The sequence below is a fragment of the Pseudescherichia sp. L3 genome (assembly GCF_024656065.1).
Lineage (GTDB): Bacteria > Pseudomonadota > Gammaproteobacteria > Enterobacterales > Enterobacteriaceae > Pseudescherichia.
In genome coordinates this window covers 163582-188642 of sequence record NZ_JANKYC010000004.1, presented here as the reverse complement: position 1 = coordinate 188642, position 25061 = coordinate 163582, and the positions used below count along the sequence as shown (strand labels likewise).

The 25061-nt window shown below is 53.9% G+C and carries 30 protein-coding genes; 17 read left to right on the top strand and 13 right to left on the bottom strand.

All coding sequences use genetic code 11. From position 1 onward, the window contains the following. The first annotated feature begins 515 nt into the window (after positions 1-515). Genes NR795_RS18390 through NR795_RS18380 form a run of 3 tightly spaced genes read left to right on the top strand, consistent with a single transcriptional unit; the run spans position 516 to position 1799 of the window. A complete protein-coding gene (locus NR795_RS18390) occupies positions 516-998 on the top strand; it encodes an Hcp family type VI secretion system effector (protein WP_257758976.1) in 483 nt (160 codons plus the stop codon). 2 nt (positions 999-1000) lie between these two features. Then, on the top strand, positions 1001-1420 hold the full coding sequence (locus NR795_RS18385; protein ID WP_257758975.1) for a polymorphic toxin type 44 domain-containing protein: 420 nt from the start codon (positions 1001-1003) through the stop codon (positions 1418-1420). Next, positions 1398-1799, top strand: a complete 402-nt coding sequence (locus NR795_RS18380) for a hypothetical protein (RefSeq protein ID WP_257758974.1) — start codon at positions 1398-1400, stop codon at positions 1797-1799. The genes NR795_RS18385 and NR795_RS18380 overlap by 23 nt, the downstream gene beginning before the upstream one ends. Here NR795_RS18380 and NR795_RS18375 read toward each other — a convergent pair. The 3 genes from NR795_RS18375 to NR795_RS18365 all read right to left on the bottom strand — a co-directional run bounded on the left by NR795_RS18375 (position 1796) and on the right by NR795_RS18365 (position 2968). Continuing rightward, positions 1796-2065 carry a helix-turn-helix domain-containing protein gene (locus tag NR795_RS18375; RefSeq protein ID WP_257758973.1) on the bottom strand — a complete coding sequence of 90 codons (270 nt, stop codon included), beginning with the start codon at positions 2063-2065 and terminating at the stop codon, positions 1796-1798. The two genes, NR795_RS18380 and NR795_RS18375, sit on opposite strands and share 4 nt — an antisense overlap. Positions 2066-2194: 129 nt before the next feature. Continuing rightward, positions 2195-2533 carry a contact-dependent growth inhibition system immunity protein gene (locus tag NR795_RS18370; protein WP_257758972.1) on the bottom strand — a complete coding sequence of 113 codons (339 nt, stop codon included), beginning with the start codon at positions 2531-2533 and terminating at the stop codon, positions 2195-2197. Between the two features lie 9 nt (positions 2534-2542). Then, on the bottom strand, positions 2543-2968 hold the full coding sequence (locus NR795_RS18365) for an RNase A-like domain-containing protein (RefSeq protein WP_257758971.1): 426 nt from the start codon (positions 2966-2968) through the stop codon (positions 2543-2545). A 199-nt stretch (positions 2969-3167) separates the two neighbouring features. Here NR795_RS18365 and NR795_RS18360 point away from each other — a divergent pair, with 199 nt between their 5' ends. Next, entirely contained in the window at positions 3168-3710 is a 543-nt protein-coding gene (locus NR795_RS18360) for a hypothetical protein (protein ID WP_257758970.1), read from the top strand. After that, positions 3707-4102 carry a putative T6SS immunity periplasmic lipoprotein gene (locus NR795_RS18355; RefSeq protein WP_257758969.1) on the top strand — a complete coding sequence of 132 codons (396 nt, stop codon included), beginning with the start codon at positions 3707-3709 and terminating at the stop codon, positions 4100-4102. The genes NR795_RS18360 and NR795_RS18355 overlap by 4 nt, the downstream gene beginning before the upstream one ends. 142 nt (positions 4103-4244) lie before the next feature. On the opposite strand, the gene NR795_RS18350 is transcribed toward NR795_RS18355, so the two are convergent. From NR795_RS18350 to NR795_RS18340, 3 genes are all read right to left on the bottom strand, one after another. Beyond that, on the bottom strand, positions 4245-4499 hold the full coding sequence (locus tag NR795_RS18350) for a hypothetical protein (protein WP_257758968.1): 255 nt from the start codon (positions 4497-4499) through the stop codon (positions 4245-4247). 38 nt (positions 4500-4537) lie between these two features. Continuing rightward, positions 4538-4876 carry a contact-dependent growth inhibition system immunity protein gene (locus tag NR795_RS18345; RefSeq protein ID WP_257758967.1) on the bottom strand — a complete coding sequence of 113 codons (339 nt, stop codon included), beginning with the start codon at positions 4874-4876 and terminating at the stop codon, positions 4538-4540. A gap of 79 nt (positions 4877-4955) precedes the next feature. Beyond that, complete coding sequence (locus tag NR795_RS18340) at positions 4956-5348, bottom strand: helix-turn-helix domain-containing protein (RefSeq protein WP_257758966.1); 393 nt, start codon at positions 5346-5348, stop codon at positions 4956-4958. Between the two features lie 111 nt (positions 5349-5459). On the opposite strand from NR795_RS18340, the gene NR795_RS18335 reads away from it, so the two are divergent. From NR795_RS18335 to NR795_RS18325, 3 genes are all read left to right on the top strand, one after another. Further along, positions 5460-6509: an NAD(P)-dependent alcohol dehydrogenase gene (locus NR795_RS18335; RefSeq protein ID WP_257758964.1), complete on the top strand. Its 1050-nt coding sequence runs from the start codon at positions 5460-5462 to the stop codon at positions 6507-6509. A 111-nt stretch (positions 6510-6620) separates the two neighbouring features. Further along, positions 6621-6911 (top strand): DUF6516 family protein, encoded by a 291-nt coding sequence (locus NR795_RS18330; RefSeq protein ID WP_257758963.1) that lies wholly within the window; start codon positions 6621-6623, stop codon positions 6909-6911. A 1-nt stretch (position 6912) separates the two neighbouring features. Further along, a complete protein-coding gene (locus NR795_RS18325) occupies positions 6913-7272 on the top strand; it encodes a glycosyl transferase family 1 (protein WP_257758962.1) in 360 nt (119 codons plus the stop codon). An 89-nt stretch (positions 7273-7361) separates the two neighbouring features. On the opposite strand, the gene NR795_RS18320 is transcribed toward NR795_RS18325, so the two are convergent. Then, entirely contained in the window at positions 7362-8411 is a 1050-nt protein-coding gene (locus NR795_RS18320; protein WP_257758961.1) for an NAD(P)-dependent alcohol dehydrogenase, read from the bottom strand. 112 nt (positions 8412-8523) lie between these two features. Next, positions 8524-8955 (bottom strand): hypothetical protein, encoded by a 432-nt coding sequence (locus NR795_RS18315; RefSeq protein WP_257758960.1) that lies wholly within the window; start codon positions 8953-8955, stop codon positions 8524-8526. Between the two features lie 106 nt (positions 8956-9061). Here NR795_RS18315 and NR795_RS18310 point away from each other — a divergent pair, with 106 nt between their 5' ends. The 3 genes from NR795_RS18310 to NR795_RS18300 all read left to right on the top strand — a co-directional run bounded on the left by NR795_RS18310 (position 9062) and on the right by NR795_RS18300 (position 11706). Then, positions 9062-9814, top strand: a complete 753-nt coding sequence (locus NR795_RS18310; protein WP_257758959.1) for a PD-(D/E)XK nuclease family protein — start codon at positions 9062-9064, stop codon at positions 9812-9814. Positions 9815-9825: 11 nt separating this feature from the next. After that, positions 9826-10461: a hypothetical protein gene (locus tag NR795_RS18305; protein WP_257758958.1), complete on the top strand. Its 636-nt coding sequence runs from the start codon at positions 9826-9828 to the stop codon at positions 10459-10461. Positions 10462-10536: 75 nt separating this feature from the next. Continuing rightward, complete coding sequence (locus NR795_RS18300) at positions 10537-11706, top strand: DNA repair protein (RefSeq protein ID WP_257758957.1); 1170 nt, start codon at positions 10537-10539, stop codon at positions 11704-11706. A gap of 5 nt (positions 11707-11711) precedes the next feature. On the opposite strand, the gene NR795_RS18295 is transcribed toward NR795_RS18300, so the two are convergent. Further along, positions 11712-12482, bottom strand: a complete 771-nt coding sequence (locus NR795_RS18295) for a siderophore-interacting protein (RefSeq protein ID WP_257758955.1) — start codon at positions 12480-12482, stop codon at positions 11712-11714. A 169-nt stretch (positions 12483-12651) separates the two neighbouring features. Between NR795_RS18295 and NR795_RS18290 the strand changes: the two genes are divergently transcribed. Continuing rightward, the gene (locus tag NR795_RS18290; RefSeq protein ID WP_238082891.1) at positions 12652-13170 is read left to right on the top strand and encodes a PadR family transcriptional regulator; all 519 of its coding nucleotides are present in this window, start codon (positions 12652-12654) and stop codon (positions 13168-13170) included. Here the strand turns inward: NR795_RS18290 and NR795_RS18285 are convergent. Together NR795_RS18285 and NR795_RS18280 are read right to left on the bottom strand one after the other, a co-directional pair. Then, a complete protein-coding gene (locus NR795_RS18285; RefSeq protein ID WP_257758954.1) occupies positions 13167-14729 on the bottom strand; it encodes a methyl-accepting chemotaxis protein in 1563 nt (520 codons plus the stop codon). The genes NR795_RS18290 and NR795_RS18285 overlap by 4 nt on opposite strands. Positions 14730-14984: 255 nt before the next feature. Beyond that, positions 14985-16505 (bottom strand): PAS domain-containing methyl-accepting chemotaxis protein, encoded by a 1521-nt coding sequence (locus NR795_RS18280; protein WP_257758953.1) that lies wholly within the window; start codon positions 16503-16505, stop codon positions 14985-14987. A 432-nt stretch (positions 16506-16937) separates the two neighbouring features. Between NR795_RS18280 and ygjG the strand changes: the two genes are divergently transcribed. Then, on the top strand, positions 16938-18317 hold the full coding sequence (gene ygjG, locus NR795_RS18275) for a putrescine aminotransferase (RefSeq protein WP_257758951.1): 1380 nt from the start codon (positions 16938-16940) through the stop codon (positions 18315-18317). 38 nt (positions 18318-18355) lie between these two features. Here ygjG and NR795_RS18270 read toward each other — a convergent pair whose 3' ends face one another. Then, the gene (locus NR795_RS18270; RefSeq protein ID WP_257758950.1) at positions 18356-18610 is read right to left on the bottom strand and encodes a hypothetical protein; all 255 of its coding nucleotides are present in this window, start codon (positions 18608-18610) and stop codon (positions 18356-18358) included. Positions 18611-18861: 251 nt separating this feature from the next. Here NR795_RS18270 and NR795_RS18265 point away from each other — a divergent pair, with 251 nt between their 5' ends. After that, entirely contained in the window at positions 18862-20880 is a 2019-nt protein-coding gene (locus NR795_RS18265) for an NADPH-dependent 2,4-dienoyl-CoA reductase (RefSeq protein WP_257758949.1), read from the top strand. A gap of 56 nt (positions 20881-20936) precedes the next feature. Here NR795_RS18265 and rlmG read toward each other — a convergent pair whose 3' ends face one another. Continuing rightward, the gene (gene rlmG / locus NR795_RS18260) at positions 20937-22073 is read right to left on the bottom strand and encodes a 23S rRNA (guanine(1835)-N(2))-methyltransferase RlmG (protein WP_144817539.1); all 1137 of its coding nucleotides are present in this window, start codon (positions 22071-22073) and stop codon (positions 20937-20939) included. 86 nt (positions 22074-22159) lie between these two features. Between rlmG and NR795_RS18255 the strand changes: the two genes are divergently transcribed. From NR795_RS18255 to NR795_RS18245, 3 genes are all read left to right on the top strand, one after another. Further along, positions 22160-22663, top strand: coding sequence for a YgjP-like metallopeptidase domain-containing protein (locus NR795_RS18255; protein ID WP_144817538.1), 504 nt, complete (start codon positions 22160-22162; stop codon positions 22661-22663). A 67-nt stretch (positions 22664-22730) separates the two neighbouring features. Further along, positions 22731-23732 carry a Gfo/Idh/MocA family protein gene (locus NR795_RS18250; protein WP_257758948.1) on the top strand — a complete coding sequence of 334 codons (1002 nt, stop codon included), beginning with the start codon at positions 22731-22733 and terminating at the stop codon, positions 23730-23732. Positions 23733-23980: 248 nt separating this feature from the next. Then, positions 23981-24949, top strand: coding sequence for a TerC family protein (locus tag NR795_RS18245; RefSeq protein ID WP_144817536.1), 969 nt, complete (start codon positions 23981-23983; stop codon positions 24947-24949). Positions 24950-25061 lie beyond the last annotated feature (112 nt).

Genomic DNA, 25061 nt, shown 5'->3' with positions numbered 1-25061 from the left:
TTTTTACTTAGTTCCTATCGCACTTATCGTGGCGGGAGCATACTTGTTTGCACGCTTCATACCTAATTATTTTGGAATACTTAGCTTTTTATGGGTTATTATCGTTTCGCTTTTCTATATCAAATATAGCCGATGGTATTAATATTTTGTTAATTTACCTTTAACAAGGGTATCCATTCCGAAAAATTATTATTACTAATAAAATCACAAGATACTCATAAGAGTCTATATATACGCAAGGCTATCTATTTTCCATGCCTTTTAATACGTTAGCTCACTCATCCCCTTACATTCTTATGGTAGCCCCATACAACAACTGGAAATATGAAAATTCCCCCCTATCATGTCCACAACGTAACTTAATATTATTTTCATTTTACTTAAACCATTCCTCTCCTTATTGCAACTGTTATATCTGTCTCAAAAAGGAGCTTTTTTTGCTTAGAAATTTTTTTGTTCACGCCGTAAATTACTATTTTCTATTTACAGATTTTTAAAGAAATGGTGTGTGCGAAATGGCTATTCCTGCTTATTTATGGCTTAAAGACGATGGTGGTGCGGATATTAAAGGCTCTGTGGATGTTAAAGATCGTGAGGGAAGTATAGAAATTACTGGTTTCTCCCATAATCTGAGGCTGCCGACTGACGCTCTTACAGGGAAGATCATGGGAACGCGCCAACATGCTCCTGTACTGTTTCAGAAAGAAATTGACTCCTCCTCTCCATATCTTATGAAAGCTGTTGCAACTGGACAAACGCTGAAATCTGCAGAAATCAAATGGTACAAAATCAATGACGCTGGACAGGAGGCCGAATATTATAATATGTTGTTAGAGGATGTTAAAATAGTTTCCGTCTCTCCTTTAATGCATGACATCAAGGATGCTGCCAAAGAAAAACATAATCATCTTGAACTTGTAGAGCTGCGCTACAAAAAAATCACCTGGAAATACTGCGACGGAAATTTGCAGTTTGCTGATAGCTGGGCAGAGCGTTAACTATGCGATATTTAACAACTCCTGCTAACCCCTCGCAAATGCCCTATCCTGACAATCTGTTTGTTCCTCCAGGTGTGTCAATTGTTAACAACATGATGTTATCCCGTCTGCATGGAGGACCATCTGCATTGACATATGCTTGGTTTTATCAACAGGTAAGGCTACATGGTCCGTGGGATTACAAAACCAGAATCGGCCGCGACTATGCTGATTTTGGTAATTTTAATTATGGTGCGGTTGGTACGGCAGCAGGCATACCAGAACAAGTTTTACTAAGAGCGGCTGGCTGGGCACAATCAAGATCTGGCAACGGTGAAGCAAGTAACGGACACTGGTATGACTCTTCACCTTATGGGGATGACCCAAATGATCAGGCATGGATAAAGGCCGGAATAGAATATGCTAAAACAACGCGTTTTTAAAAAACGTTATATTCTTGTACCTATTTTATTATTCCTCATCTGGTTAGGATGGATTGCCTTTTTCATGACTTTCCCGGTAGAGCACGATTTATACAAGAAAATTAAAATTAGCAACTCAGTAAATCTTTACATTACCCAAGCTAGCGCGGGTGCTATGACATCATTTTCATATCATTATTATCTTTATGATGCCAACAAGAGCGACACCGATTTCATGGATCATGTAAAAAGTGAAACTGCGTTTATGGTAACTAATGATGACAAAGCCAGTGCAGAGGTAAAAGATGGACAGCTTTACCTGCACGTTCATGGCAAGGTTTACTCATTCCAGAACGTGAATGATAGTGTCGGAATCTATCTCGATGCCTCACCCTATTAAGCGCCAGACTGCACGTTCCTCTCCATCTCATCCAGCGCCGCCTGGTTCTCCAGCCCCCACTGATACATCTGCTCAATCGGCTCGGCAAAGGTCCTGCCCAGCACCGTCAGGCGGTAATCTACCTTCGGCGGAATAACGTCATAGACATGCCGGGTGATAAGGCCGCGCTGTTCCAACTCCTTCAGGGTTTGAAACAGCATCTTTTTGGAGATGCCTTCCAGGCTGCGCTGCAATTCCCCGCCACGCCTGCCCGCTTTGTACGCCATTTTTAATGCAGTTGCATGAACCTATCAGAACCGCGCCAGAGCTGGCATTGAAAGACCCCATACAGGGGATCCACGTATGCTAAACCATGCACCAGTTGCATGCATGGCTTGCTAAGAGGCTAAAGCGCTTTAGAAATGGGACAACTCAGAGGAATGGCCGTTAGTATGCAGGTTATTAATCACCCTTTCTTTTACTATACCTATCCACTGTTCGGCGGTCATATCCCAGCGGTCGGGCCAAAAATCATGTTTATACCTTTCTGAAAAAATCGCCAGCCCGTCAGGATCCTGCTCGAACTCCTGAATGTTAGCCAGCAGCATTCGTAGGTTGAAAGGATGAGATGTTGCCAGATACTCATTTAGTAGATTATCAAAATCCATATCCGGATCGAAAATGTCGCAATCTTGTCCAAAATAAGCCACGACGAGATTATCCATCTCGCACGACTTGCTCATATCGGCATCCATAATCCTTCCTTAAGGTGTTGGGAATGCAGTGACAATGTAATACAGCTTACCACCGTAAGTCGTTGGGCGTATTACCAGGCGAACCCCATAAGCTTTTTTGACCACCATACTGCCTTTTTCAACATAGGTGCCAATTGGAAACCAGAATCGATGAGCATACACAAGTGTTGTACGGGCATGAGAATACTTCAGCGCAAAAGCGAGCTGGGATTTTTTTATGGAAAGCACTTCTGAAGTGACTAACTCGGCTGTCTTGAGATTTTTAAACGTGCTGGAGATTTTGGGTGAGCGAGGATCAGAAAAGCGGGCGATTAACTGCGCTGGAGACAAACTGACGTGGCGTGCAATTGTATGGCCCAGCGCCCCGCCTTCATGCTCCGCTAGCCTGATCCGACCTGAAACCCATGTATGGTGGAGAGTCCTTTCCTTTGCCACCTAAAATCACGAGGCCAGAGTAGGAACGTGAAAGCGCGCGGGCGAGTGCACTGAAATTAGATAAAGTGCTCATAGAGGGAATTATGCGTTCAGATACTTGTTACAACAACAAAACCCAGTTTGTTGACAGGCAAGACAATAGAGAGTAGAAAAAATGGCATTGCTTAGGGTATTCATAGACATTTAAAAGGAGGTTTAAATGGCAACAGCAAAAGACGATTTTCGTTCGCTCACTGCAGGCGAGGTTAGGATGGCACGCACTATCTTTGGTGATACCGTCAATTACTCTCATGTTAGAGTGTATAAAGGCAGCTACTTTCCTTTCAACCTGCAAGATAATGGTACGGCAGTCACGCCAAACGGTAATATGTACTGGCCTGAACCTATCTTTAAAGAAGACTTTTCCTCTGAGAGTTCATTAAATAAAAACTGGTTTATGCATGAGTTTGTGCATATCTGGCAACACAACATGGGCATGAGTGTGAGAACCCGGGGACTGATTAGTAAATATGTGAATTATCGTTATTCGCTACCCAGAGAAAAAAATCTCGCTGATTATCGAATGGAGCAGCAGGCTAACATTGTTGCCGATTACTATACGCTCGCAACAGAAGGTTATAGCTCATGGAAACAAATAAACAGTTTTGACGGCATACATGGCCCTGACTTATTAGCGAAGTATAAACATACGTTGCAATATCTTCTTGCCTCTCCACGTGACAAAAGGAGCTTATTTAAATGAAGATGAAATTCCTTTTGCTCACTCCACTGTTTCTCACTGGCTGTAGCATGGAACATAACGCCTACAGGATCGCTGACATAAAACTTAAAGACAATCAACCCTGTATCTCAGTCAATAATGACCCCACTGTTAAAAGCGGTCATGCGAAATTACTTACGTTGTCATTGTCAGCCCGTGATTCGAAGGGACAAATGCAGGAAGTATGGAAACAAGACAATTTCGATAACCCTTCATATACCATACAGGCGGGACAGTGTATTCCTGTGAAATACCAGTTTAGTCGAGGCGAGGAATACAGCGTGACTGTTATTACTGCACAACCAGAGGACAAGGTTGCAACTAAACGTCTCTGGTCTGGAAGTTTCAGACTCAATGAACTTGCGCCGGAATAGCTTCGGCGCTTCACGACATTTACAGTCATTCATACAGAGAGTTTGCTCGTCACTTAGCACATTAATTATCATTGATTCGGTGCTTGTTAAACTCTCCTTTGCCAAAACCTAACAGGCGGCACTTTGGATAGTGCTCGAGGGTTTACTGACGCACTTTTTTTAAAACAAGCATTAGTATCTTATAGAAAAAAATGGCAAATATAAAAGAAAGCACTATCCAAGAGAGGACCCAGAGATCATCAAAATTCTCCTGATTCACGCTGCCATAAATCCACTGTGCAAAAGCTGATGTAGCGTCAAGGCTGATAAACGTTGCGGGATCGATCAACCTGGCGCCTAAGCAAAAAAGCACGATGAAAATCCCTATTTTTGCAATGCTACGCACAAGTATTATCATTTTTTACAACCTCAAACAGACCAAATAAAAATAATCTCTCAAAATTGTGATAGCTCGGTAGAGAATCCCTTTTCATTCATAAAATCAATAAGTCGCTGATTTACAATATCAAGCCAATCCTGAGCAGACATATCCCAACGCTCTGGTGCAAATTCACCCTCATAGCGTGCTAATAGCACCTCACATCTATCGTCCTGGGCATTCAATTCGATTAAGTTTGTTAGCAGCATTCTTAAAGAGAAAGCTGATGATGTATTAAGGTATTCATTAATAAGAATGCCAAAGTCACAATTGTCATCAAAGATATCGCATTCCTGACCAAAATAGATAGTAACTAAATTATCTAGCTCGCAAGGTTTTTCAATATCTGTATCCATTTTATCTTGTCTCTCCTTAGTAAGCATCCGTTATTGCAACCCACTGCTTTACAATCAACTTCACGTAAGTCAATACGGCTTAGTCGGGCCTCTTCCCTGCCATTCTATACTTCTGCTCCATCTCATCCAGCGCCGCCTGATTTTCCAGCCCCCACTGGTACATCTGCTCTATCGGCTCGGCAAAGGTCTTGCCCAGCACCGTCAGGCGGTAATCTACCTTCGGCGGAATAACGTCATAGACATGCCGGGTGATAAGGCCGCGCTGTTCCAACTCCTTCAGGGTTTGAAACAGCATCTTCTTGGAGATGCCCTCCAGGCTGCGCTGTAGCTCTCCGGTGCGGGCGCGCTCGCCGGGCCAGTGGTAGAGCGCATGCAGCACCATCGTGCTCCATTTGACGGAGAAGAGATCCATCAGGCGTCGCGGAGGTGAGTCCGCAAAGAACATTAGCTTACCGTCTACCCATGCAGGCACTATTCACTCTCCGGTTTATGGTCACCATTTGGTGACTACTATCAATATCGAACCAACTTAATTAAAGTCTGCCGCCTTCCTTGAATAAAAGCACCCTATTTCCGAGGCACGATGAAAATTAATGCATTAGTCGCGACGGACGCGGCACAACCTCTCTCCAGCGGCCAGATTGTGCTGCGCCCGCTGCAACAGCAGGACGTGAAGATTGAAATCCTCTACTGTGGCGTCTGCCACTCCGATCTGCATATGGCGCGTAACGAGTGGGCAGTAAGCCGCTATCCGCTGGTGCCGGGTCATGAGATCGTTGGCCGCATCGTCGAGACCGGCGCAGGGGTTGATAAGTTTAAAGCGGGCGATATCGTCGGCGTTGGTGTGATGGTTGACTCCTGCCGGGAGTGCCACTTCTGCAAGCAGCAGGAGGAGCAGTACTGCGAGGCGGGCTTCACGGCAACCTATAACGGCATCGATAAATATACCGGAGAGAGCACCTGGGGCGGCTACGCGCAGAACGTTGTAGTCGATCAGGATTTTGTGGTGTCTGTACCGCAGCACCTGCCCCTGTCGGGCGTGGCACCGATGCTCTGCGCGGGCGTGACGGTCTGGTCTCCGCTGCGCCACTACAACGTCCAGGCTGGCATGCGCGTTGGCGTGGTCGGCCTTGGCGGTCTGGGTCACATGGCCGTTAAGCTGGCGAGTGCCCTGGGTGCGGAAGTGACCCTGTTTACCACCTCCCCGCAAAAAGGCGAGGATGCACGCCGCCTGGGGGCGCATCATGTGGTGGTGTCCCGCGATGCCGGGCAGATGGCGGCGGCCCAGACCTCGCTGGATCTGATCATCAACTCCGTGGCGGCACCACACGATCTCGATCCCTACCTGGCAACGTTGAAAACGAACGGTCGTCTGGTACTGGTGGGCATTCCCGATCGTCCACATTTGGCCCCTGACGTTACGCCAATGGTGTTTCGCCGTTTAAGCATCAGCGGCTCGTCGATCGGTAGCATCAAAGAGACCCAGGAGATGCTGGATTTTTGCGGCAAACACAACATTACCGCCGACGTTGAGATGATTGCCGGTGAGGATATCGAACAGGCCTTTGCCCGCCTGTTGAAAGGCGACGTGAAGTACCGGTTTGTGATCGATATGCAGCGAACCCGCTGGTAAATATCATCCAGGCATGGGGTAAAACAGGATGCGCTGATGAGAGTCTGTTGTAATCATTGACAACAGACCTGCATGTTGTAATAATTTACAACACGCAGGGAGAGCGATTAAATGTCAGCAAAACTGTATAAGAAATTTACACGTTACCTGGATGAAAACTCATATATACAAGTACTTATATGGGAAGTCGACCCAGCCATTTTAGGAAGCAAGCATGGTTTTAAGTACAGCATGGCCTACGTGGTCTCTGGAACGTGTGTAATGCGTTACGATAACGAGCGAGGCAAAGGCGATCATAAACACATTGGCGTTCATGAGTTCAGTACGACCTTTGTAAGTATCGACAGGCTGTTTGCTGACTTCCTTTCAGACGTAGAAACTATCCGTAAAGAGAAGGCATAACATGAAAACCGTAACGATTAAAATCGAAGCTATGAAAGATTTTTCGGCGGACGTCATGTCTGCTCTGAACGCAGCAGCCGCTGGGGAACGAAATACCGGTGATGATGTGATTTCATTTCCTTCATGGGAGGTAATGCATAAGACGTTATCCCCCAATAGAATGGGGATCTTACTTTCTATGGCTGGCTTCGGTGAAATGACGATCCGCGACATTGCTGCTCGGGTAGGTCGCGATATCAAAGGCGTCCATACGGATGTTACCGCCCTGCTGAATAATGGATTATTGGAAAAAGGCACTCGCGGCACGCTATTTCCCTACGATGCAATCCATTTTGATTTTACTATCCACGCTGCGGCTTAAAGGGATAAAGGATAGCCGCCCTCCCCTACGTCAGAAGGCGGCATTTTGCCGGGTGGCGCTGCGCTTACCCGGCCTACGGTTTCGGTGCGTTATTCGGCCAGCGTAGCGCTGTCGATGACGAAGCGGTATTTTACGTCGCCTTTGATCATGCGCTCCCAGGCTTCGTTGATCTCATCGGCGCGGATCATCTCAATATCGGCCACAATCCCGTGCTCGGCGCAGAAGTCGAGCATCTCCTGAGTTTCCGGGATACCGCCAATCATCGAGCCAGCAATCGAGCGGCGCTTCATGATCAGGCTAAAGACTTCCGGAGACGGATGCGGGGTAGCCGGGGCTCCCACCAGCGTCATGGTGCCGTCGCGCTTCAGTAAGGCGGTGAAGGCGTCGAGGTTGTGCGGCGCAGCCACGGTGTTGAGAATAAAATCAAAGCTCTTGGTGTGAGCCTGCATCTCTTCCGGGTTACGGGAGACCACGACCTCATCCGCGCCCAGCGCTTTTGCCGCTTCACGCTTGGATTCAGAGGTAGTGAAGGCCACCACGTGCGCGCCCATCGCATGCGCAATCTTGATCCCCATGTGGCCCAGCCCACCAATGCCGACTACGCCCACTTTTTTACCGGGGCCAGCCTGCCAGTGACGCAGCGGTGAGTAGGTGGTGATCCCAGCGCAGAGCAACGGTGCAACGGCGGCGAGCTGATCTTCCGGATGTTTAATACGCAGCACATAGCGCTCATGGACCACGATCTGCTGCGAATAGCCGCCAAGGGTATGGCCTGGGGCATCCGCCGTCGGGCCATTGTAGGTGCCGACCATATGATCGCAGTAGTTCTCCAGCCCCTCTTCGCAATCTTCGCACTGTTTACAGCTGTCAACGATACAGCCTACGCCGACCAAATCGCCCTCTTTGTACCCGGTGACGTCGGATCCGACGGCGGCAACGCGGCCAACAATCTCATGCCCTGGTACGCAAGGGAACAGCGTCCCGGCCCACTCGGCACGGGCCTGGTGTACGTCCGAATGGCAAACCCCGCAGTAAGCGATGGCGATCTGCACGTCGTGCGGGCCTGGCTCGCGACGGCTGATATCCATCGGTTCAAGTGCCTGAGCGGCGGAGAGCGCACCAATTGCTTTAATTTTCATGGTAATAGCCTCTTACGGAACAATACAGGTGAATGGGGTGATCTAAGGAATTGTGTCGATCAAAAGTCTACACCGCTGGCATAATCTAGCCAGTCAATCACGCTTAATACGCTTATGAGTCAGATTCATGAATAGCGGCCTGGGCAGCTTTTACGATTTTTCGACATAGTGTACTTTCTGACGCTGGGCATTGAGAGGTAGCAAGGTCTACTGTCGTTTGCAGATCGCCCGAATCCAACGTTGAATCAATGTGGCTTAGTACCCACGTTTCAAAAGCTGCATTCTGTCTAGTTAACACACTCAGCTTAGGCAACGTTTCCCATTTATCTACCAATAGACGGATAACTGCTTCAGAATTCCCTTCCGCAATACTGCCCTCATCGCACTGATGGAAACGTGTAAAGTTGTCATTCATTACCTGCCAGCTGGTAAGGTGATCTACGGCCTGCTCTGCGGCTTCGGCATCCTTTGGAATACATACTTCCGCTAATGCGTTACTACTTAGCAGTAGTGTCGCTATTAAAAACAGAATGTTTTTGTTCATTAAAAGATATCCGTGGTCCTAACAAATCTTCTTTACGTTACAGCAGCCTAGCCTGAAAATGATCGCCATTTAGTGCGCTGCAAAGTAATTCAGAGAATCATTGCTTATGGAACAAAGCCCCTCCTCTCTCGCCGCGTGGTTGCCGAATTTTTTTGCCGAGTGGCCACGTCGGGCGCTGGATACCCAGCCCGCTGAGCTACCCACCGTTACCGTAGATGCCCAGCAGCTTAGCGCCTTTTTCACCGGCATAGCGCAGCCTCTTGCCGCGCTGCGGCACGGGACCTTTACCTTCGATCCGTGGGAGGTGGCGAAGCTTGGTCGTAACGAGGTACGCAACTCTGCGGTGCTTGCCTGGCTGCTCGATCCTTACGGCAACCACGGCTTTAGCGATCTGCCGTTGAAGGCGCTGCTCAGCGCCGTGCGAGAGTGCGGCAGAGAAGATTTCCCGGAGAAGTTCACCCGCTACTGTCGCGTAAACGTGGAGAAGTACCCCACCGGGGATGCAACCAACCGTGTTGATATCGAGATCGATGCCGATAACTTCTTTATGCTGATTGAAGTAAAAATAGACGCGTATGAGCAGAAGGATCAGATCCTCCGCTATATCAGTGAGGCAAAAAAACGCGCTGGTGAGCAGCCCTGGGCAGTAGTCTATTTAACCCCGCAGGGGCGCGTGCCGCTCAGCGCGGGCAAAGAGGCTGACGTGCCCTGCCTCTCATGGCGGCGGCTGGCTAGCGTGATTGCCCAGGCGCTGGAGCCTACCCGGCAACAGATCTTTGCCGCACCGAATGCTTCCCCCGCACGGCAGATGGCGGCCCACGCCGCGTTTCGCTTTCTTGACCGTATGCGTCGTTTTTAACAGGAACCATTATGTCACCCCTCAATAGTGAAGAGCGTCAGGCAGGCACCCTCCTGCTTTCCCAGTTTAAAATGTTCAACGAAGCCGTAGTGGTATTCGAGCAGCAGATTGATCCGGCTATCTGGAAAGGAGTCGATCTCTGCGCCGCGGCGTTTATTAAAGCCCGCGGCTGGGGCGGCGAGACCGATTATGCCGAGTCCGGTGCCTTCTGGTTCGCACCAAAAACGTGGAGGGTTGACGAGGAATATAAGTATTTCTATGAGAGCTTCTCTACCAGCAGCGAAGAGCCAGACTTTCAGCTGGCGCTGCTGACCGGCTGCGGCACAGAGCAGGCGCAGTTTGGCTTTCGCTTCTACCCTTCGAAAGCCATTTTTGGCCCCGACAGAAGACTCAAGGCGATAGCCAGCAATATTGACCAGGCCTCCCGCATCGCATTAAGCAAGCTGACGTTTCAGGATCTCGGTAAAGGCGCATTCTTCCTGCCAGTCACGCTGGACCTCGCGTTAATGGCCGAGTGCTGGCAGGAGAACGGTGAGTTTCCCCCCGATCATGCGCTTTTCGCCCCGCTGCGCAGCGCGCTGGAGACGCTGGAAAAAGCCGTCTCGATTTTTGATGCTATTTTTGCCGCGGCGAATGATAATCTCTAGCGAAACGGTACTATTTCCTGTTCTCTTAATCACAACTACGCTTGAGTCAACTACCCAGGCGCACAGCGAAACGCCATGAACAAACCTATCAAACGGCTTGAGATCATAAAGAATGCCATTGAGCTGGAGGATGACGTCATCATCCATAGCCAGCTTGGCTGGCTGCAAAGCAATGCTCAGGATCCTGAGCTGGCGTTTATCGTTGCGGCGCTGGAGGAGAAGAACTACTCCGCGGCGTTACAGGCTATCGCCGCCTGGCTACAGAGCCAGCGGGCGGTGACCCAGTGGCACGATCCTCAGGTGGCGGCCAGCAAGCTGGAGCTGAAGGCGCTGGAAGAGCAGATGCGGGAGCTGATCGATAAACGCAACGCCCGCATTCAGATCCTCGACGACTTTAACGACAGCTACATGAAGCGTCTCGGGCCAATGATGGCGCAGATCCTGCGTCTTCGTCAGGCGCTGGCAGAGGCTACCCTGCGCAGGCAGCAGGCCGAGGCCCGGCGTCGGGAGGCGGACTACCTGCGCTGTCAGCAGTATATGGCCCAGGCCGTTGAGGAGCTGGCTTCGCTGACCCAGCGCTGGCGCAGCCTGCCCGCCAGCTCATCGCAGGCGGCGGAGACCCGCCGCCGCGTCCAGCAGCAAAACGCCCTGATCGCCTCCCTGCTGGCCGAAGCCCAGGAGCTGGAAAAAGGACTCATCCGCGAGGAGGAGCCGGCCCGCCAGGCGCGGGACGAGGCACGTCAGGAGTATGAAGAGTACCAGGAGCAGCAGCACGATGCCCAGGCCCGCTTCAGCTTTGAGCAGAAGCTCTCCCAGGACGAGCGGCAGGAGCTGAAAAAGCTGTGGCGGCAGGCCAGCAAGCTGTGCCATCCGGATCTGGTGGACGACGATCTTAAAGATGAGGCCAACGCCATGATGGTTCAGCTTAACCAGGCCCGGCAGCGCGGCGACGTTGCCGCCGTCCGCTCGCTCTTCGCCCGCCTGCAAAAGGGGCTGGGGCCGCTGATGGCCAGCGACAGACTCAACGATCTTACCCGTCTGCGGGCACGGATCGCGGAGGTAAAAGCTCATATCACCGGGCTACTGGCGGAGCTTAGCAAGCTGGAGGGCGAGAGCGCCTGGCAGCTGGTCTCTTCCTTAAAGGATCAGGAGGGTTACTTCGTGCAGCAGGAGAGAGCCCTGGCGGAGGTTTGCACCTCGCTGGAACGGCAGGTCAGCGAGGCACAGTACGACGCGGTGGCCTGACGCCGTTACTTAGCGTGCCAGTAGGCGGCAGCGCGCACCAGCTGCGGATCGATAGCGTCAGTCTCAAACCGGCGGCTGACGTTTTTCACGACCTTCCCTTCCCCGGTCAGCCAGATATAGTAATCGTCCTGCGGGACGCTTACCTGTGCCAGACGCCGATCCAGCGCCTTTTCGCTATGACCCACAATCCACTCGATAGCAAACTCGTCCAGATGGGCGAGATAATCCTTATAGCGCTCGTCGCCGATAGTAACAATGGCCGTTACCTGCGGGCGTTCCGCCAGCTGGCGCAGCGCCTCCAGGCGACGGCGTAGCGCAGGCATGCCGCTCTCGTCGCAGGCGTAGAGCTGCCAGGCATAATCTTCCGGCACCACCAGCGAACCGCGTGGCCCGCCGATGGTCAGGGTATCCCCTGGCTGGGCGTTCTCGGCCCAGCGGCTGGCGACGCCGCCGTCGTGAATGAAAAAGTCGAGGCTCAGTTCATGACGGGCTTCGTCGTAGAGCGGGGTGTAGTCGCGTGAGGCGGGACGCACGCCGTCACCCCAAACAATGCCCTCTTCCGTTACCGTCGGCGGCACAAACGGCTGGCCCGGCTCCGGGAAGAATACCTTAGTGTGATCGTCAAAGCCCCGGCTGCTAAAACCCGCCAGCGCCTCTCCTCCCAGCACGATACGCTGGAACCCTGCTCCGATGCGCTCCACGCGCAGCACCGTCAGCTCACGGAAGCGCAACTCATTACGCACGCGCTGCGGATAACGTCGATTTTGTTTCGTCATGTTAGCCATCCCAAGTGGAATACGATATATCTAAATAAATTTTAAATGATAATGATTGCTGATTAGAAAGATTGCAAGATTTTTTTTGATAGCGTTAGACAAGCAGTGATTTCAGCGTATAGACTTACTTTAGACACAATTTAGATATATCAAAAGAGAGGCTGTAATCATGCACCATACTGAAGATCGTCCCCACCATCATCACGGCCACGGCGGCGGACGCCGTCAGCGCTTCTTCGGTCACGGCGAGCTGCGGCTGGTGGTGTTAGATATCCTGACCCGCAATGCCAGCCACGGCTATGAGCTGATCAAAGAGATCGAAAACCTGACCCAGGGCCACTATACCCCCAGCCCCGGCGTAATCTACCCGACCCTCGACTTCCTGCAGGAGCAGGCGTTTATTGAGATGAGCGAAGAGGAGAGCGGCCGTAAGAGGATTGCCATTACCGAGGCAGGCCAGCAGTGGCTGGAGGAGAACCAGGAGCATCTCGTGCATATTCAGGAGCGGATTAAAGCGCGCGGCGTCGGGCACCAGCTACGCAAAAATCCGCAGATGAAACGTGCCCTGGATAACTTCAAAGCGGTGTTGGATCTGAAGGTGAACCACGAAGAGATCAGCCCCGCCCAGTTGAAACAGATCATCGGCGTGATCGACCGGGCGGCGCTGGAGATCTCCCAGATGGATTAAGCGGTCGCCTCTGTCTGGCTAACGCGGAATACCTTGATCAGGGCTTTCAGGTGCTGCGCCTGCTCGTTCAGCGACGCCGCTGCTGCTACGGACTCCTCCACCAGGCTGGAGTTCTGCTGGGTGGTGGCGTCGATCAGGCCAATGGCACTGTTAATCTGCGAGATCCCTTCCGTCTGCTCATGGCTGGCGTGGCCAATTTGCCGCAGAATGGTATCCATCTCTTCAACGTTGCTCACCATGCCGCTGATCAGCCCACCCGCTTTTTCCACCAGCGCCATCCCTTCCCGCGCCTGGGTCGTGGAGTCCTCGATTAGCTGGCGAATATCATTCGCCGATGAGGCACTTTTCTGCGCCAGCTGGCGTACTTCTCCGGCCACCACCGCGAAGCCGCGTCCGTGCTCGCCTGCGCGCGCCGCTTCAACCGCCGCGTTGAGCGCCAGAATATTGGTCTGGAAAGCGATGGCGTCAATCAGGTTGATGATGTCGGACATGCGGCTGGAGGTATCATTGATAACGCGCATCTTCTCCGTTACCTGTTTCATCATCGCGCCATTGGTTTTTACCACCGTCGCCGCGTCGGCGGAGAGCTGGGTCGCTTCAGTAGTGTGACTGGCGGTATTTTTCACCGTGGCGGTGATCTGCTCCATCGAGGCTGCGGTCTGCTCCACAGAGCTGGCCTGCTCTTCGGTGCGGGCCGCCAGATCCTGATTACCGGCCACGATTTGCGCAGCGGCGCTGGAGATATTCTCTGAGCCGTACTGCACCTCCTGCACAATCTCCAGCAGGCGGGTCTTCATGGCCATCAGTGCGCTAAGTAGAACGCCGGTCTCGTCGCGATGCTTCACCTCAATCGAATGAGTCAGATCCCCGGCGGCAATCGCCTCCGCCAGATCCACTGCCTGTCCCAGCGGGCGGGTAATGGCACGCACAATGACGGTCCCCATCAACACAGCGATACCGATGCTGACCACCGCCAGCAGGATCAGCATCAGGCGGTTGGTGTTGAAGTCGCTGTCGACCTGCTTACCCGCATCACGCATCCGCGCGTCCTGAATCGCGATCAGCTCCAGCACCTTCTGCTTATAGGCGTTCTGGATAGGCACGGTGGTGTTCATCATCTCCTGAACAGCGGCTTCCCGGTTACCGACCTTCACCGCCTCCAGAATGCGGAAGCGAGAGTCGAGATACTGCTGACGTACCCCGCGCAGGTCAGTAAGGATCTTCTGTGCCTGAGGGTCATCGAGCTGTTTTGTCAGGGTGTCCAGCAGTACCGTGATTTCGCCGCTAATGCCGGTCAGCTGCTGCTGCATGCTGTCGTTCCACTTCCCTTCGCTATCCAGCAGCATCAGCTGCTGGGTGCTAACAAAGGTCTGAAACTTGTCGATAAGCTGGTTCGCTTTGACCGTGGTGGGATAATCACTGTTCACAATAGTCTGCATGCCGTTATTTGCGCGGTTCAGGCTAAATAGTGAAAGGCAGGAGCTGGCTACCATTAATACAATAAAGAATCCGAATGCCAGAAATAACTTTGTCCCAATCTTTACGTCATGTAAGAACATATATACTCCATCAAAATGATTATCTTTAAGACGATCACGTTATCGGTAACGGAGCAGCTAACTTTATGACTTTGATCGCTTTTATAGTTGATATATCCTTTGATAAATAGGCGCAGGCTATTAATGGCAGAGCATCGATCGTTATATGAGCGTAAGTAGCACAATTTAACAAATATATTAAAATTCAATTACACAAATGCAAAAAAAAAGCCGCCCGGTTGCGATCAACCTGGCGGCATGAATAAGCTGTGCTAATTAATGTAGAACGGTAACGGCATCTTCCAGACGGTTAGCGCGATGCTTAACCATCGCCGAAATCTGCGCGCTCTCCTCGACCAGCTCGGCATTTTTCTGCGTTATGCCGTCCAGCTCGGCCACCGCCCGGGTGAGCTCTGACAGCCCCGTCGCCTGCTCCGAGGTAGAGTGGCTGATCTGGGCAATCAGACGGGTCACGTTTTTCACCTGCTCCACGATATCATCCATGGTACGCCCAGCGGCGTGAACCTGATCCGCGCCGGACTGTACCTTGCTGGCGCTGGCATCGATTAGCTTGCGGATATCATTCGCCGCGTTAGCGCTGCGGTTTGCCAGGTGACGAACCTCTCCGGCCACCACGGCAAAGCCTTTGCCCTGCTCTCCAGCGCGGGCCGCTTCAACCGCCGCATTGAGCGCCAGGATATTGGTCTGGAAAGCGATATCATTAATAAGCGAGGTGATAGAGCCGATGCGCTGCGTGCTGTTGGCAATGTCATCCATGGTTTTCACCACCGTCTGCATCGCTTCTCCGCCTTCGCTCGCCGCCGTACTCGCTGCCATCGACAGCTTATCGACCTCGGCGGCGGTTTCGGAGTTACTCTGCACCGACGCCGCCATCTGGTTCATGGTGGCCACGGTCTGCTGAACGTTGCTGACCGTCTGACGGGTGCGATCGTTAAGATCTTCATTACCCTGGGCCAGGCGTTCGCTGCCGTTACGCACGCTGGCCACCTGACCAGAAATATCATGAATTAACCAGCGGCACATCAGGCCCAGCTGGCCGACCGCGCGCAGGGTAAGCCCCAGCTCGTCGCTGCGGTTGAGATGCTCCACGCTGTTACGCTCGCCGGTGGCAACCTTCAGCGCCTGGCGCGCTACGTTCTCTATAGGGCGGACGATCTGCTGCTCAAACAGCCACGTTCCCAGCAGCATCACTGCCGCACTGGCCGCCAGCGCGCTCCAGCCAACATGGCTTAACGTGAGCGAGGCCGCGAGCAGCGCAAACAGCACGGCCATCACGCCGCGTACCCGCCAGCGCAGCGGCATGGCCGGTAGCTTGCCGAGCCAGCCTTTACGCACCACCAGCCCCTTGTGGATCCGCCTGTTGCAGCGCCCTTCATTCAGCGCCCTGTAGAGCGGCTCAACGGCAGCAATCTCTTCCGGTGTCGCCCGGTTACGAATCGACATATAGCCCGTCGTTTGACCGTTACGCACCACCGGCACCGCGTTAGCTCGCACCCAGTAGTGATCGCCATTTTTACGGCGGTTTTTCACAATGCCGCTCCACGGCTCGCCCTGCTGGAGCGTGTACCACATGTCGGCAAAGGCCGCTTTCGGCATATCCGGATGGCGCACCAGATTGTGCGGCTGACCCAGCAGCTCGTTAAGCGTATAGCCGCTCACCTGCACAAAGGTGTCATTAGCATGGGTTATGTAGCTTTGCAGATCGGTGGTGGACATCAGGGTGGTGTCATCGTCCAGGGTGTACTCATTCTGGGTGACATAGCGTTGAGAGGACATGGCGGGCATTCCTTGCAGGTGTTATATGTTAATTTTTTAGACTAATCATTTTTCGGCGGTAAAAAATTTATCTTTAGTTGTTAAAACCGATCGCGATCGCAAAAAATCACTAAACCGCACTTTTTATACGTTTTTCTAATATATTGATTTCAAATACTTTCACAACGAAACTACCTAAAAAGGCGTATTCGCCCTGCCCGTTGGCGTAGCATGCTTTGCACTACCCTGGTGCAGCCGCTGCCGTAAACCTGCAAAATCCTTCAATAAAAGCCCAGTGGCTATTCTCTGGCGACATCATTGGCATGATTAAATTTTGTGCAACGCTGTTTTTACCTGGCGTTTATCCCGATTTTTGCTACCCGTGCCGAAGTGGCGTAATCCCTGCAATAATTTATGCAGTATCGCGTGATACGCCATCCCCGGGAGCTCATTTTGAACAGGTTACCTTCCAGCGCATCGGCCCTCGCCTGTAGCGCACACGCCCTGAATCTCATTGAGAAGCGAACGCTTGATCATGAGGAGATGAAAGAACTTAACCGAGAGGTGATTGATTACTTTAAAGAGCATGTTAATCCTGGATTTTTAGAGTACCGCAAGTCTGTTACTGCTGGCGGGGATTACGGGGCCGTAGAGTGGCAAGCAGGAAGTCTCAATACGCTTGTCGACACCCAGGGACAGGAGTTTTTAGATTGCCTGGGTGGATTTGGCATTTTTAACGTGGGGCACCGTAATCCAGTTGTGGTTTCCGCCGTACAGAATCAGCTCGCGAAACAACCGCTTCACAGCCAGGAGCTGCTCGATCCGCTCCGGGCCATGCTGGCAAAAACCCTCGCTGCCCTCGCACCGGGCAAACTCAAGTACAGCTTCTTTAGCAACAGCGGCACCGAGTCGGTTGAGGCGGCCCTCAAGCTGGCGAAGGCGTATCAGTCGCCGCGCGGCAAGTTTACCTTTGTCGCCACCAGCGGCGCATTCCACGGTAAGTCTCTCGGGGCGCTGTCTGCGACGGCAAAATCCGCCTTCCGTAAACCCTTTATGCCGCTGCTGCCGGGCTTCCGCCATGTTCCCTTTGGCGATATCGAGGCCATGCGTACTCTGCTCTCTGAGTGCCATAAAACCGGCGATGACGTGGCGGCGGTGATCCTGGAGCCGATTCAGGGCGAAGGTGGCGTGATCCTGCCACCAGTGGGATACCTGCCTGCCGTGCGTAATCTGTGCGATGAGTTCGGCGCGCTGCTGATTTTTGATGAAGTGCAGACCGGCATGGGTCGTACCGGCAGGATGTTCGCCTGCGAGCATGAGAACGTGCAGCCGGATATTCTCTGCCTTGCCAAGGCCCTCGGCGGCGGCGTAATGCCTATCGGCGCGACGATCGCTACCGAAGAGGTGTTCTCGGTGCTGTTCGACAACCCCTTCCTGCACACCACCACCTTTGGCGGTAACCCGTTGGCCTGTGCGGCAGCGCTGGCGACCATCAACGTGCTGCTGGAGGAGAACCTCCCGGCGCAGGCCGAGCAGAAAGGTGACATGCTGCTGGACGGCTTCCGCCTGCTGGCGCGTCAGTACCCGGCGCTGGTGCACGACGTGCGCGGGAAAGGGATGCTGATGGCGATTGAGTTTGTCGATAACGAGAGTGGATATAACTTTGCCAGCGAGATGTTCCGCCAGCGCGTTCTGGTGGCGGGCACGCTGAACAATGCTAAAACCATTCGTATCGAACCGCCGTTAACCCTGACGGTTGAACAGTGCGAGCAGGTGCTAAAAGCTGCCGGGCTGGCGCTGGCGGCCCTGAACGTCTCCACTGAAAAAGCCTGACTACGTTGGCCCCCGTTTTCAGATGGGGGCCAACGCCACTATTTAGTGAAAAAACGTAGGCTCTGCATAATGATGTTATAGAGCACTATCGCGACCAGCAGTGAACCACCGACGTTCACGTAAAACCAGAGATCGTCAAAATTGTCCTGGCTTGCATAACCGTACATCCACTGTGAAAAATTCGATGTTGTCTCTTCGCTGATAAATGCCGATGCATCAATTACTTTTGCACACAGGCAAAAAAGAAGGGTAAAGAGCGCTGTTTTCGCCACCCTACGGGCAAGAGTTGCCATTGCTGATTACCTCAATAGAGCCAAACATCACGCGTAAATCCTCAGTCAAAATTAACCACTTATATTGTATGGTTTTATCGATTGCATTTAGTACATTTCGTGCGCATCGCTAAGATAGCCTTATGAATGTCCTTCGCGCCATTCTTTGAATCCCATCACAACTGCTTCACGCGCCTTTTCCCTTTTATCTTGCGACGGCTAAATTAGAACTCATCCGACCACATAACAATAATTTTATACTGGAAGAGACAATGCGCTATTCGTCGCTGTTTGCCCCTCTCGATCTGGGCTTTACCACCCTAAAAAACCGCGTGCTGATGGGTTCGATGCATACTGGCCTTGAAGAGCGGCCCGACGGTCCTGAGCGCCTCGCCGCTTTTTACGCCGAGCGCGCCCGTCACGGTGTGGCGCTGATTGTCACCGGTGGCGTGGCTCCGGCGCTATCTGGCGTGACGATGGCGGGTGGCGCGGCGCTGTGCGATGCCAGTCAGCTCCCGCATCATCAGTTAGTCACCGAGGCGGTACACCAGGAGGGCGGTAAAATCGCCCTGCAGATCCTGCATACCGGCCGCTATAGCTATCAGCCGCAGCTGGTGGCTCCCTCGGCTATTCGAGCCCCCATTAACCGCTTTACCCCTCATGCTCTGACCCCCGATGAGATCCTTGCCCTGATCGAGGATTTTGCCCGCTGCGCCCTGCTTGCCCGCGAGGCGGGCTACGACGGGGTGGAGATCATGGGCTCTGAGGGGTATCTGATTAACGAATTTCTCGCGGCCCGTACCAACCAGCGCGAGGATGAGTGGGGAGGCGATTACACCCGACGGATGCGTTTTGCCACCGAAGTGGTGCGCGCCGTTCGCCAGCGCGTGGGCAGCGATTTTATTATTATCTACCGCCTGTCGATGCTCGACCTGGTTGAGGATGGCGGCACGTTCGAGGAGACGGTGCAGCTGGCAAAAGCCGTTGAGGCCGCAGGCGCAACCCTGATCAACACCGGGATTGGCTGGCACGAGGCGCGCATTCCCACCATTGCGACGCCGGTGCCGCGCGCCGCTTTTAGCTGGGTGACGCGCAAGCTAAAGGGCCACGTCTCGGTGCCGCTGATTACTACCAACCGGATTAACGATCCCGGCGTTGCAGATGAGGTGCTGACGCGCGGCGATGCCGATATGGTGTCGATGGCCCGCCCTTTTCTCGCCGATGCAGAGATCTTGTCGAAGGCGCAGAGCGGCCGTGAGGGGGAGATCAATACCTGTATCGGCTGCAACCAGGCCTGCCTCGATCGGATTTTCGCTGGCAAAGTAACTTCCTGCCTGGTTAATCCCCGCGCCTGTCACGAGACGATCATGCCGATCGTTCCGGCGTTAACCGCGAAAAAGCTGGCGGTGGTTGGTGCAGGCCCGGCGGGGCTGGCCTTTGCGGTGAACGCCGCCCAGCGCGGCCATCAGGTGACGCTGTTCGATGCCGGGGCGGAGATCGGCGGGCAGTTTAATATCGCCAAACAGATCCCCGGCAAAGAGGAGTTCTATGAAACCCTGCGCTACTATCGGCGGATGATCGATATTACCGGTATCCGTTTGCAGCTCAACCGGCTGGTCACCGCAGAGGATCTTATCGACTTTGACGAGACGATCCTCGCCTGCGGCATCGAGCCGCGGATCCCGCCGATCGATGGGATCGATCATCCAAAGGTGCTGACTTACCTGGCGGTGCTGCGCGATAAGGTGCCGGTGGGTGCGAAGGTGGCCATTATCGGCTGCGGCGGCATTGGCTTTGATACCGCCATGTATCTGAGCCAGCCGGGGGAGCCATCCAGCCAAAACATTGCCGAGTTTTGCGTTGAGTGGGGAATCGATACCGGTTTACAGCAGCCAGGAGGCCTGCGTCCCGAGGGGGCAGTGCAGCCTAAAAGCCCGAGGCAGATTGTGATGCTCCAGCGTAAGCCCGGTAAGCCCGGCGACGGGCTGGGGAAAACCACCGGCTGGATCCACCGCGCCACCCTGCTGTCGCGAGGGGTGAAGATGATCCCGTCCGTGAGCTATCAGAAGATCGACGACGAGGGGCTGCACGTGCTGATCGACGGCGAACCGCAGCTGCTGGCGGTGGATCACGTTGTGCTTTGCGCGGGCCAGGAGCCGCGCCGGGATCTGGCCGATCCGCTACGTGCGGCAGGAAAAACGGTGCATCTGATTGGCGGCTGCGACGTGGCGATGGAGCTGGACGCCCGCCGCGCCATTGCCCAGGGGACAACGTTAGCGTTAGCGATTTAAGCAACGCCGAAGCAACGTAGGCCGGGCAAGCGCAGTGCCGCCCGGCAACGCTGCTATCAGCGCCTGCGCGCCAGCTTCACCGCCTTCAGCACCACAAACTTACTGTTGGTGGCGACGGTGGTGCAGTTGCCGAAGATCTTCTTCAGCTTATGGAAGTAGTCCAGGTGACGGTTAGCCACGATATACAGCTCACCGTTGGTTTTCAGGCAGCGGCGGGCGTGGTGGAACATCTCCCAGGCGATATGATCCGTCAGGGCATGCTTCTGGTGGAACGGCGGGTTGCAGAACACCGCGTTGAAGCGGTATGGCTCTACGCCGGAGAGCGCGTTGTTGATCATAAACTCGCAGCGATCCTGCGCGTCGGGCATGTTGGTCTCGACGTTCAGGCGGCTGGAGGCCACCGCCATCGGCGACTCATCAACAAACACTACCTGCGCCTCGGGGTTCTTCTCCAGCAGGGTCAGGCCAATCACGCCGTTACCGCAGCCGAGATCGACAATCTCCCCTTCCAGGTTTTCCGGCAGGTGCTGGAGGAAGAAGCGCGCGCCAATGTCCAGCCCGGTGCGGGAGAAGACGTTGGCGTGGTTATGGATAGTCCACGGCGTACCGTCCAGCGTCCAGCTCAGGGTCTCTTGCACATCGTTTAACGCCGGGGCGTTAAAGGTACAGTTCACCAACCGCGCTTTTTTCCACGCCAGCGTGGTGGTGGTCGGGCCGAGGATCTTCTCGAACAGCTCCAGCGTCGAGTTGTGGATATCGCGGGCCTTGGTGCCAGCGATAATCCGCGTCTCTGGCGTCACGACCTGACGCAGGGCGCGCAGCTGCTGCTCCAGCAGGGCCAGGGTTTTTGGGATCTTGATCAGTACGACGCCCGGCGCGGCCGGATAGGCGGCGGTGCTGTCGAGGAAGGTGACGCTGCCCTCATCCAGCTCGTTGTGACGCAGGTTCTCCCGGGTCGCCAGCTCGCTTAAGTAGGAGTCGCCGATGCTGAAAGGCGTATGTTCCACCAGCGCGCAGGCCAGCGCCCCAAAAGTATCATTAAAAATCAGGACCGGGCCGCTGATTTCGGTTTCGTCCAGCTGCTGCAGCAGATATTCATCGGCTGCTTCCCACGCCTGCAGCGGGTTGACGTCGTCCGTTTCCGGAAAACGCTTTAAGTTTAGTGAACGGAAACCGTTGTCTGAATGGCTCATCGGCCCTCCTGGATGGTAAAATTCGGTGTTGTCCCCTGAGCGGGGGCGTGAGTATACCCTTTTTTAACTGTTATCGCGGGGCAATAATGAGCAATCTTCTCTATCTCCAGGGCTATCCGGAAAATCTGCTGGCCCAGGTGCAGTCGCTCATTGCGCAAAATCGCCTTGGCGAGGTGCTGGAGAAGCGCTATCCGGGCCAGCACAGCGTCACCACCGACAAGGCGCTCTATGGCTATATCCAGGATCTCAAAAGCGAGTTTCTGCGCAACGCGCCGCCGATTAACAAGGTGGCCTATGACAACAAGATCCACGTCCTGAAGAACGCCCTCGGTCTGCATACCGCCGTCTCTCGGGTACAGGGTGGCAAGCTGAAGGCCAAGGCGGAGATTCGCATCGCCACCGTCTTTCGCAGCGCACCGGAGCCTTTCTTGCGCATGATCGCCGTCCACGAGCTCGCGCACCTGAAGGAGAAGGAGCACGATAAAGCCTTCTACCAGCTGTGCTGCTATATGGAGCCGCAGTACCACCAGCTGGAGTTCGATACCCGCCTGTGGCTGACGCACCGCTCCCTTAGCGATTTTGCGCAATAGCGCACTCGTTTTGTCATCCTGACATGCTACATTGGGCGGACTGTCCCCGATGGAGCATAAAGGATTTATGATACGTTTCGCAGTCGTTGGCACCAACTGGATCACCCGCCAGTTCGTTGATGCCGCCCATGAGACCGGCAAGCTGAAGCTGACCGGCGTCTACTCCCGCAGCCTTGAGCAAGCCGAGCACTTTGCCAGCGATTATCCCGTTGAGCATCTCTTTACCTCGCTCGACGCCCTGGCCCAGAGTGAATCTATCGACGCGGTATATATCGCTAGCCCAAACTCGCTGCACTTCCCGCAAACCGAACTCTTTTTGCGGCATAAGAAGCATGTGATCTGCGAGAAGCCGCTGGCCTCAAACTTACAGGAGGTCGAGGCGGCCATCGCGGTTGCGCGGGAAAACGGTGTAGTGCTGTTTGAAGCGTTTAAGACTGCCGCGCTGCCCAACTTCCAGCTGGTACAGCAGTCGCTGCCGAAGGTGGGCAAGCTGCGGAAGGTGTTCTTCAACTACTGCCAGTACTCCTCACGCTATCCGCGCTACCTCAACGGCGAAAACCCCAATACCTTCAATCCGGCCTTCTCTAACGGCTCGATCATGGATATTGGCTTCTACTGCCTGGCTTCAGCGGTGGCGCTGTGGGGCGAGCCGCAGAGCGTGCAGGCTAGTGCCAGCCTGCTGCCGAGCGGCGTTGACGGTCACGGCGTGGCGGTGCTGAACTACGGTGACTTTAGCGTCACATTACAGCACTCCAAGGTCAGCGACTCCTCGTTGGCAAGTGAGATTCAGGGGGAAGATGGCGCGCTGGTGATTGAACATCTCTCCGAGTGCCAGCGTGTGTCGTTTGTGCCCCGGGGCGGTAAGCCGCAGGAGATCACCCAGCCGCAGCATATCAACACCATGCTCTATGAAGCGGAGCGGTTTGCCCACCTGGTGGATGAGAACGCGGTTAACCACGCAGGACTTGAGGTGAGCCGCATTACCGCCAGGCTGCTGACCGAGATCCGCCGCCAGACGGGCGTTGTGTTCCCGGCAGACACCACGCCTGCCACTAGGTCACCGGCGTAAAGGTATGTAAAACAGGAGGGGGCTGACATTGACGCCCTCTCTGCTCTGACATATTTTGTTACTAGCAAAGGGGAGTAACTTCTTCGCCGGCAGGTCGTCATTACGATGCGTTTACGCATCCGGTCGCCGGGCACCCTCAACAGGGTGTAAGTGAGACCTTGCCGAAAGGCGAGGCCCTGTGCTCTAAAAACAAGCGGCTGCCGTCTTTCGACGTTGGCCGTTTTTGTTTTTATTGCAAGGAACTCTCTATGAATAGTGTCGGCACACCGCTCCTGTGGGGCGGATTCGCTGTAGTGGTTGTGATCATGCTGGCTATCGACCTTCTGCTTCATGGCCGTCGTGGCACCCATACCATGACCATGAAACAGGCGGCTGGCTGGTCGATCCTGTGGGTTACCCTCTCCCTGCTGTTTAACGCCGCTTTCTGGTGGTATCTGGCAAGCACCGAAGGACGGGCCGTGGCCGATCCGCAGGCGCTCGCCTTCCTCACCGGCTACCTGATCGAAAAAGCGCTGGCGGTGGATAACGTCTTTGTCTGGCTGATGCTGTTTAGCTACTTCTCTATCCCGCCAGCCCTACAGCGTCGGGTGCTGATCTACGGCGTACTGGGCGCGATTGTGCTGCGTACCATCATGATCTTCGCCGGTAGCTGGCTGATCTCGCAGTTCGAATGGCTGCTCTACGTATTCGGTGCGTTCCTGCTGTTTACCGGGGTCAAGATGGCGCTGGCGAAAGAGGACGAGGCCGGAATTGGCGATAAGCCGATGGTGCGCTGGCTGCGCAGCCATCTGCGCATGACCGATACCATTGAGAGCGAGCACTTCTTTGTGCGCCGCAACGGCCTGCTGTTCGCTACGCCGCTGCTGCTGGTGCTGATCCTTGTGGAGTTGAGCGACGTGATCTTTGCGGTGGACAGTATCCCGGCGATCTTCGCCGTCACCACTGACCCGTTTATCGTGCTGACCTCAAACCTGTTCGCGATCCTCGGTCTGCGTGCGATGTACTTCCTGCTGGCGGGCGTGGCGGAACGTTTTGCGATGCTGAAGTATGGCCTGTCGGTGATCCTGGTGTTTATCGGTATCAAGATGCTGATCGTCGATTTCTACCATATCCCGATCGCTATCTCGCTGGGTGTAGTGGGCGGTATCCTGGCGGTGACCCTGCTGATCAATGCCTGGGTTAACCATCAGAACGACAAGAAACAGCGGCTCTCATAATCATTACCCCGGGCGGCGTGAGCGCCGCCCGGAAAAATGTAAATAATTAGTTAAAAACTTTGACGCAGTACGTAAAATCCAGCACGTTGCACTTCCCCTCGATAGTTCTTTC

Bases quoted from the DNA above. Each gene is read 5' to 3' on its own strand.
- NR795_RS18300 (WP_257758957.1), top strand. From the start codon at position 10,537: ATGAACAAACCTATCAAACGGCTTGAGATCATAAAGAATGCCATTGAG.
- NR795_RS18380 (WP_257758974.1), top strand. From the start codon at position 1,398: ATGCTAAAACAACGCGTTTTTAAAAAACGTTATATTCTTGTACCTATT.
- NR795_RS18355 (WP_257758969.1), top strand. From the start codon at position 3,707: ATGAAGATGAAATTCCTTTTGCTCACTCCACTGTTTCTCACTGGCTGT.
- NR795_RS18295 (WP_257758955.1), bottom strand. From the start codon at position 12,482: ATGACGAAACAAAATCGACGTTATCCGCAGCGCGTGCGTAATGAGTTG.
- NR795_RS18250 (WP_257758948.1), top strand. From the start codon at position 22,731: ATGATACGTTTCGCAGTCGTTGGCACCAACTGGATCACCCGCCAGTTC.
- NR795_RS18385 (WP_257758975.1), top strand. From the start codon at position 1,001: ATGCGATATTTAACAACTCCTGCTAACCCCTCGCAAATGCCCTATCCT.
- NR795_RS18255 (WP_144817538.1), top strand. From the start codon at position 22,160: ATGAGCAATCTTCTCTATCTCCAGGGCTATCCGGAAAATCTGCTGGCC.
- NR795_RS18265 (WP_257758949.1), top strand. From the start codon at position 18,862: ATGCGCTATTCGTCGCTGTTTGCCCCTCTCGATCTGGGCTTTACCACC.
- NR795_RS18320 (WP_257758961.1), bottom strand. From the start codon at position 8,411: ATGAAAATTAAAGCAATTGGTGCGCTCTCCGCCGCTCAGGCACTTGAA.
- NR795_RS18390 (WP_257758976.1), top strand. From the start codon at position 516: ATGGCTATTCCTGCTTATTTATGGCTTAAAGACGATGGTGGTGCGGAT.
- NR795_RS18305 (WP_257758958.1), top strand. From the start codon at position 9,826: ATGTCACCCCTCAATAGTGAAGAGCGTCAGGCAGGCACCCTCCTGCTT.
- NR795_RS18285 (WP_257758954.1), bottom strand. From the start codon at position 14,729: ATGTTCTTACATGACGTAAAGATTGGGACAAAGTTATTTCTGGCATTC.
- NR795_RS18360 (WP_257758970.1), top strand. From the start codon at position 3,168: ATGGCAACAGCAAAAGACGATTTTCGTTCGCTCACTGCAGGCGAGGTT.
- NR795_RS18270 (WP_257758950.1), bottom strand. From the start codon at position 18,610: ATGGCAACTCTTGCCCGTAGGGTGGCGAAAACAGCGCTCTTTACCCTT.
- NR795_RS18350 (WP_257758968.1), bottom strand. From the start codon at position 4,499: ATGATAATACTTGTGCGTAGCATTGCAAAAATAGGGATTTTCATCGTG.
- NR795_RS18315 (WP_257758960.1), bottom strand. From the start codon at position 8,955: ATGAACAAAAACATTCTGTTTTTAATAGCGACACTACTGCTAAGTAGT.
- NR795_RS18375 (WP_257758973.1), bottom strand. From the start codon at position 2,065: ATGGCGTACAAAGCGGGCAGGCGTGGCGGGGAATTGCAGCGCAGCCTG.
- rlmG (WP_144817539.1), bottom strand. From the start codon at position 22,073: ATGAGCCATTCAGACAACGGTTTCCGTTCACTAAACTTAAAGCGTTTT.
- NR795_RS18310 (WP_257758959.1), top strand. From the start codon at position 9,062: ATGGAACAAAGCCCCTCCTCTCTCGCCGCGTGGTTGCCGAATTTTTTT.
- NR795_RS18345 (WP_257758967.1), bottom strand. From the start codon at position 4,876: ATGGATACAGATATTGAAAAACCTTGCGAGCTAGATAATTTAGTTACT.
- NR795_RS18325 (WP_257758962.1), top strand. From the start codon at position 6,913: ATGAAAACCGTAACGATTAAAATCGAAGCTATGAAAGATTTTTCGGCG.
- NR795_RS18330 (WP_257758963.1), top strand. From the start codon at position 6,621: ATGTCAGCAAAACTGTATAAGAAATTTACACGTTACCTGGATGAAAAC.
- NR795_RS18280 (WP_257758953.1), bottom strand. From the start codon at position 16,505: ATGTCCTCTCAACGCTATGTCACCCAGAATGAGTACACCCTGGACGAT.
- NR795_RS18370 (WP_257758972.1), bottom strand. From the start codon at position 2,533: ATGGATGCCGATATGAGCAAGTCGTGCGAGATGGATAATCTCGTCGTG.
- NR795_RS18335 (WP_257758964.1), top strand. From the start codon at position 5,460: ATGAAAATTAATGCATTAGTCGCGACGGACGCGGCACAACCTCTCTCC.
- NR795_RS18290 (WP_238082891.1), top strand. From the start codon at position 12,652: ATGCACCATACTGAAGATCGTCCCCACCATCATCACGGCCACGGCGGC.
- NR795_RS18245 (WP_144817536.1), top strand. From the start codon at position 23,981: ATGAATAGTGTCGGCACACCGCTCCTGTGGGGCGGATTCGCTGTAGTG.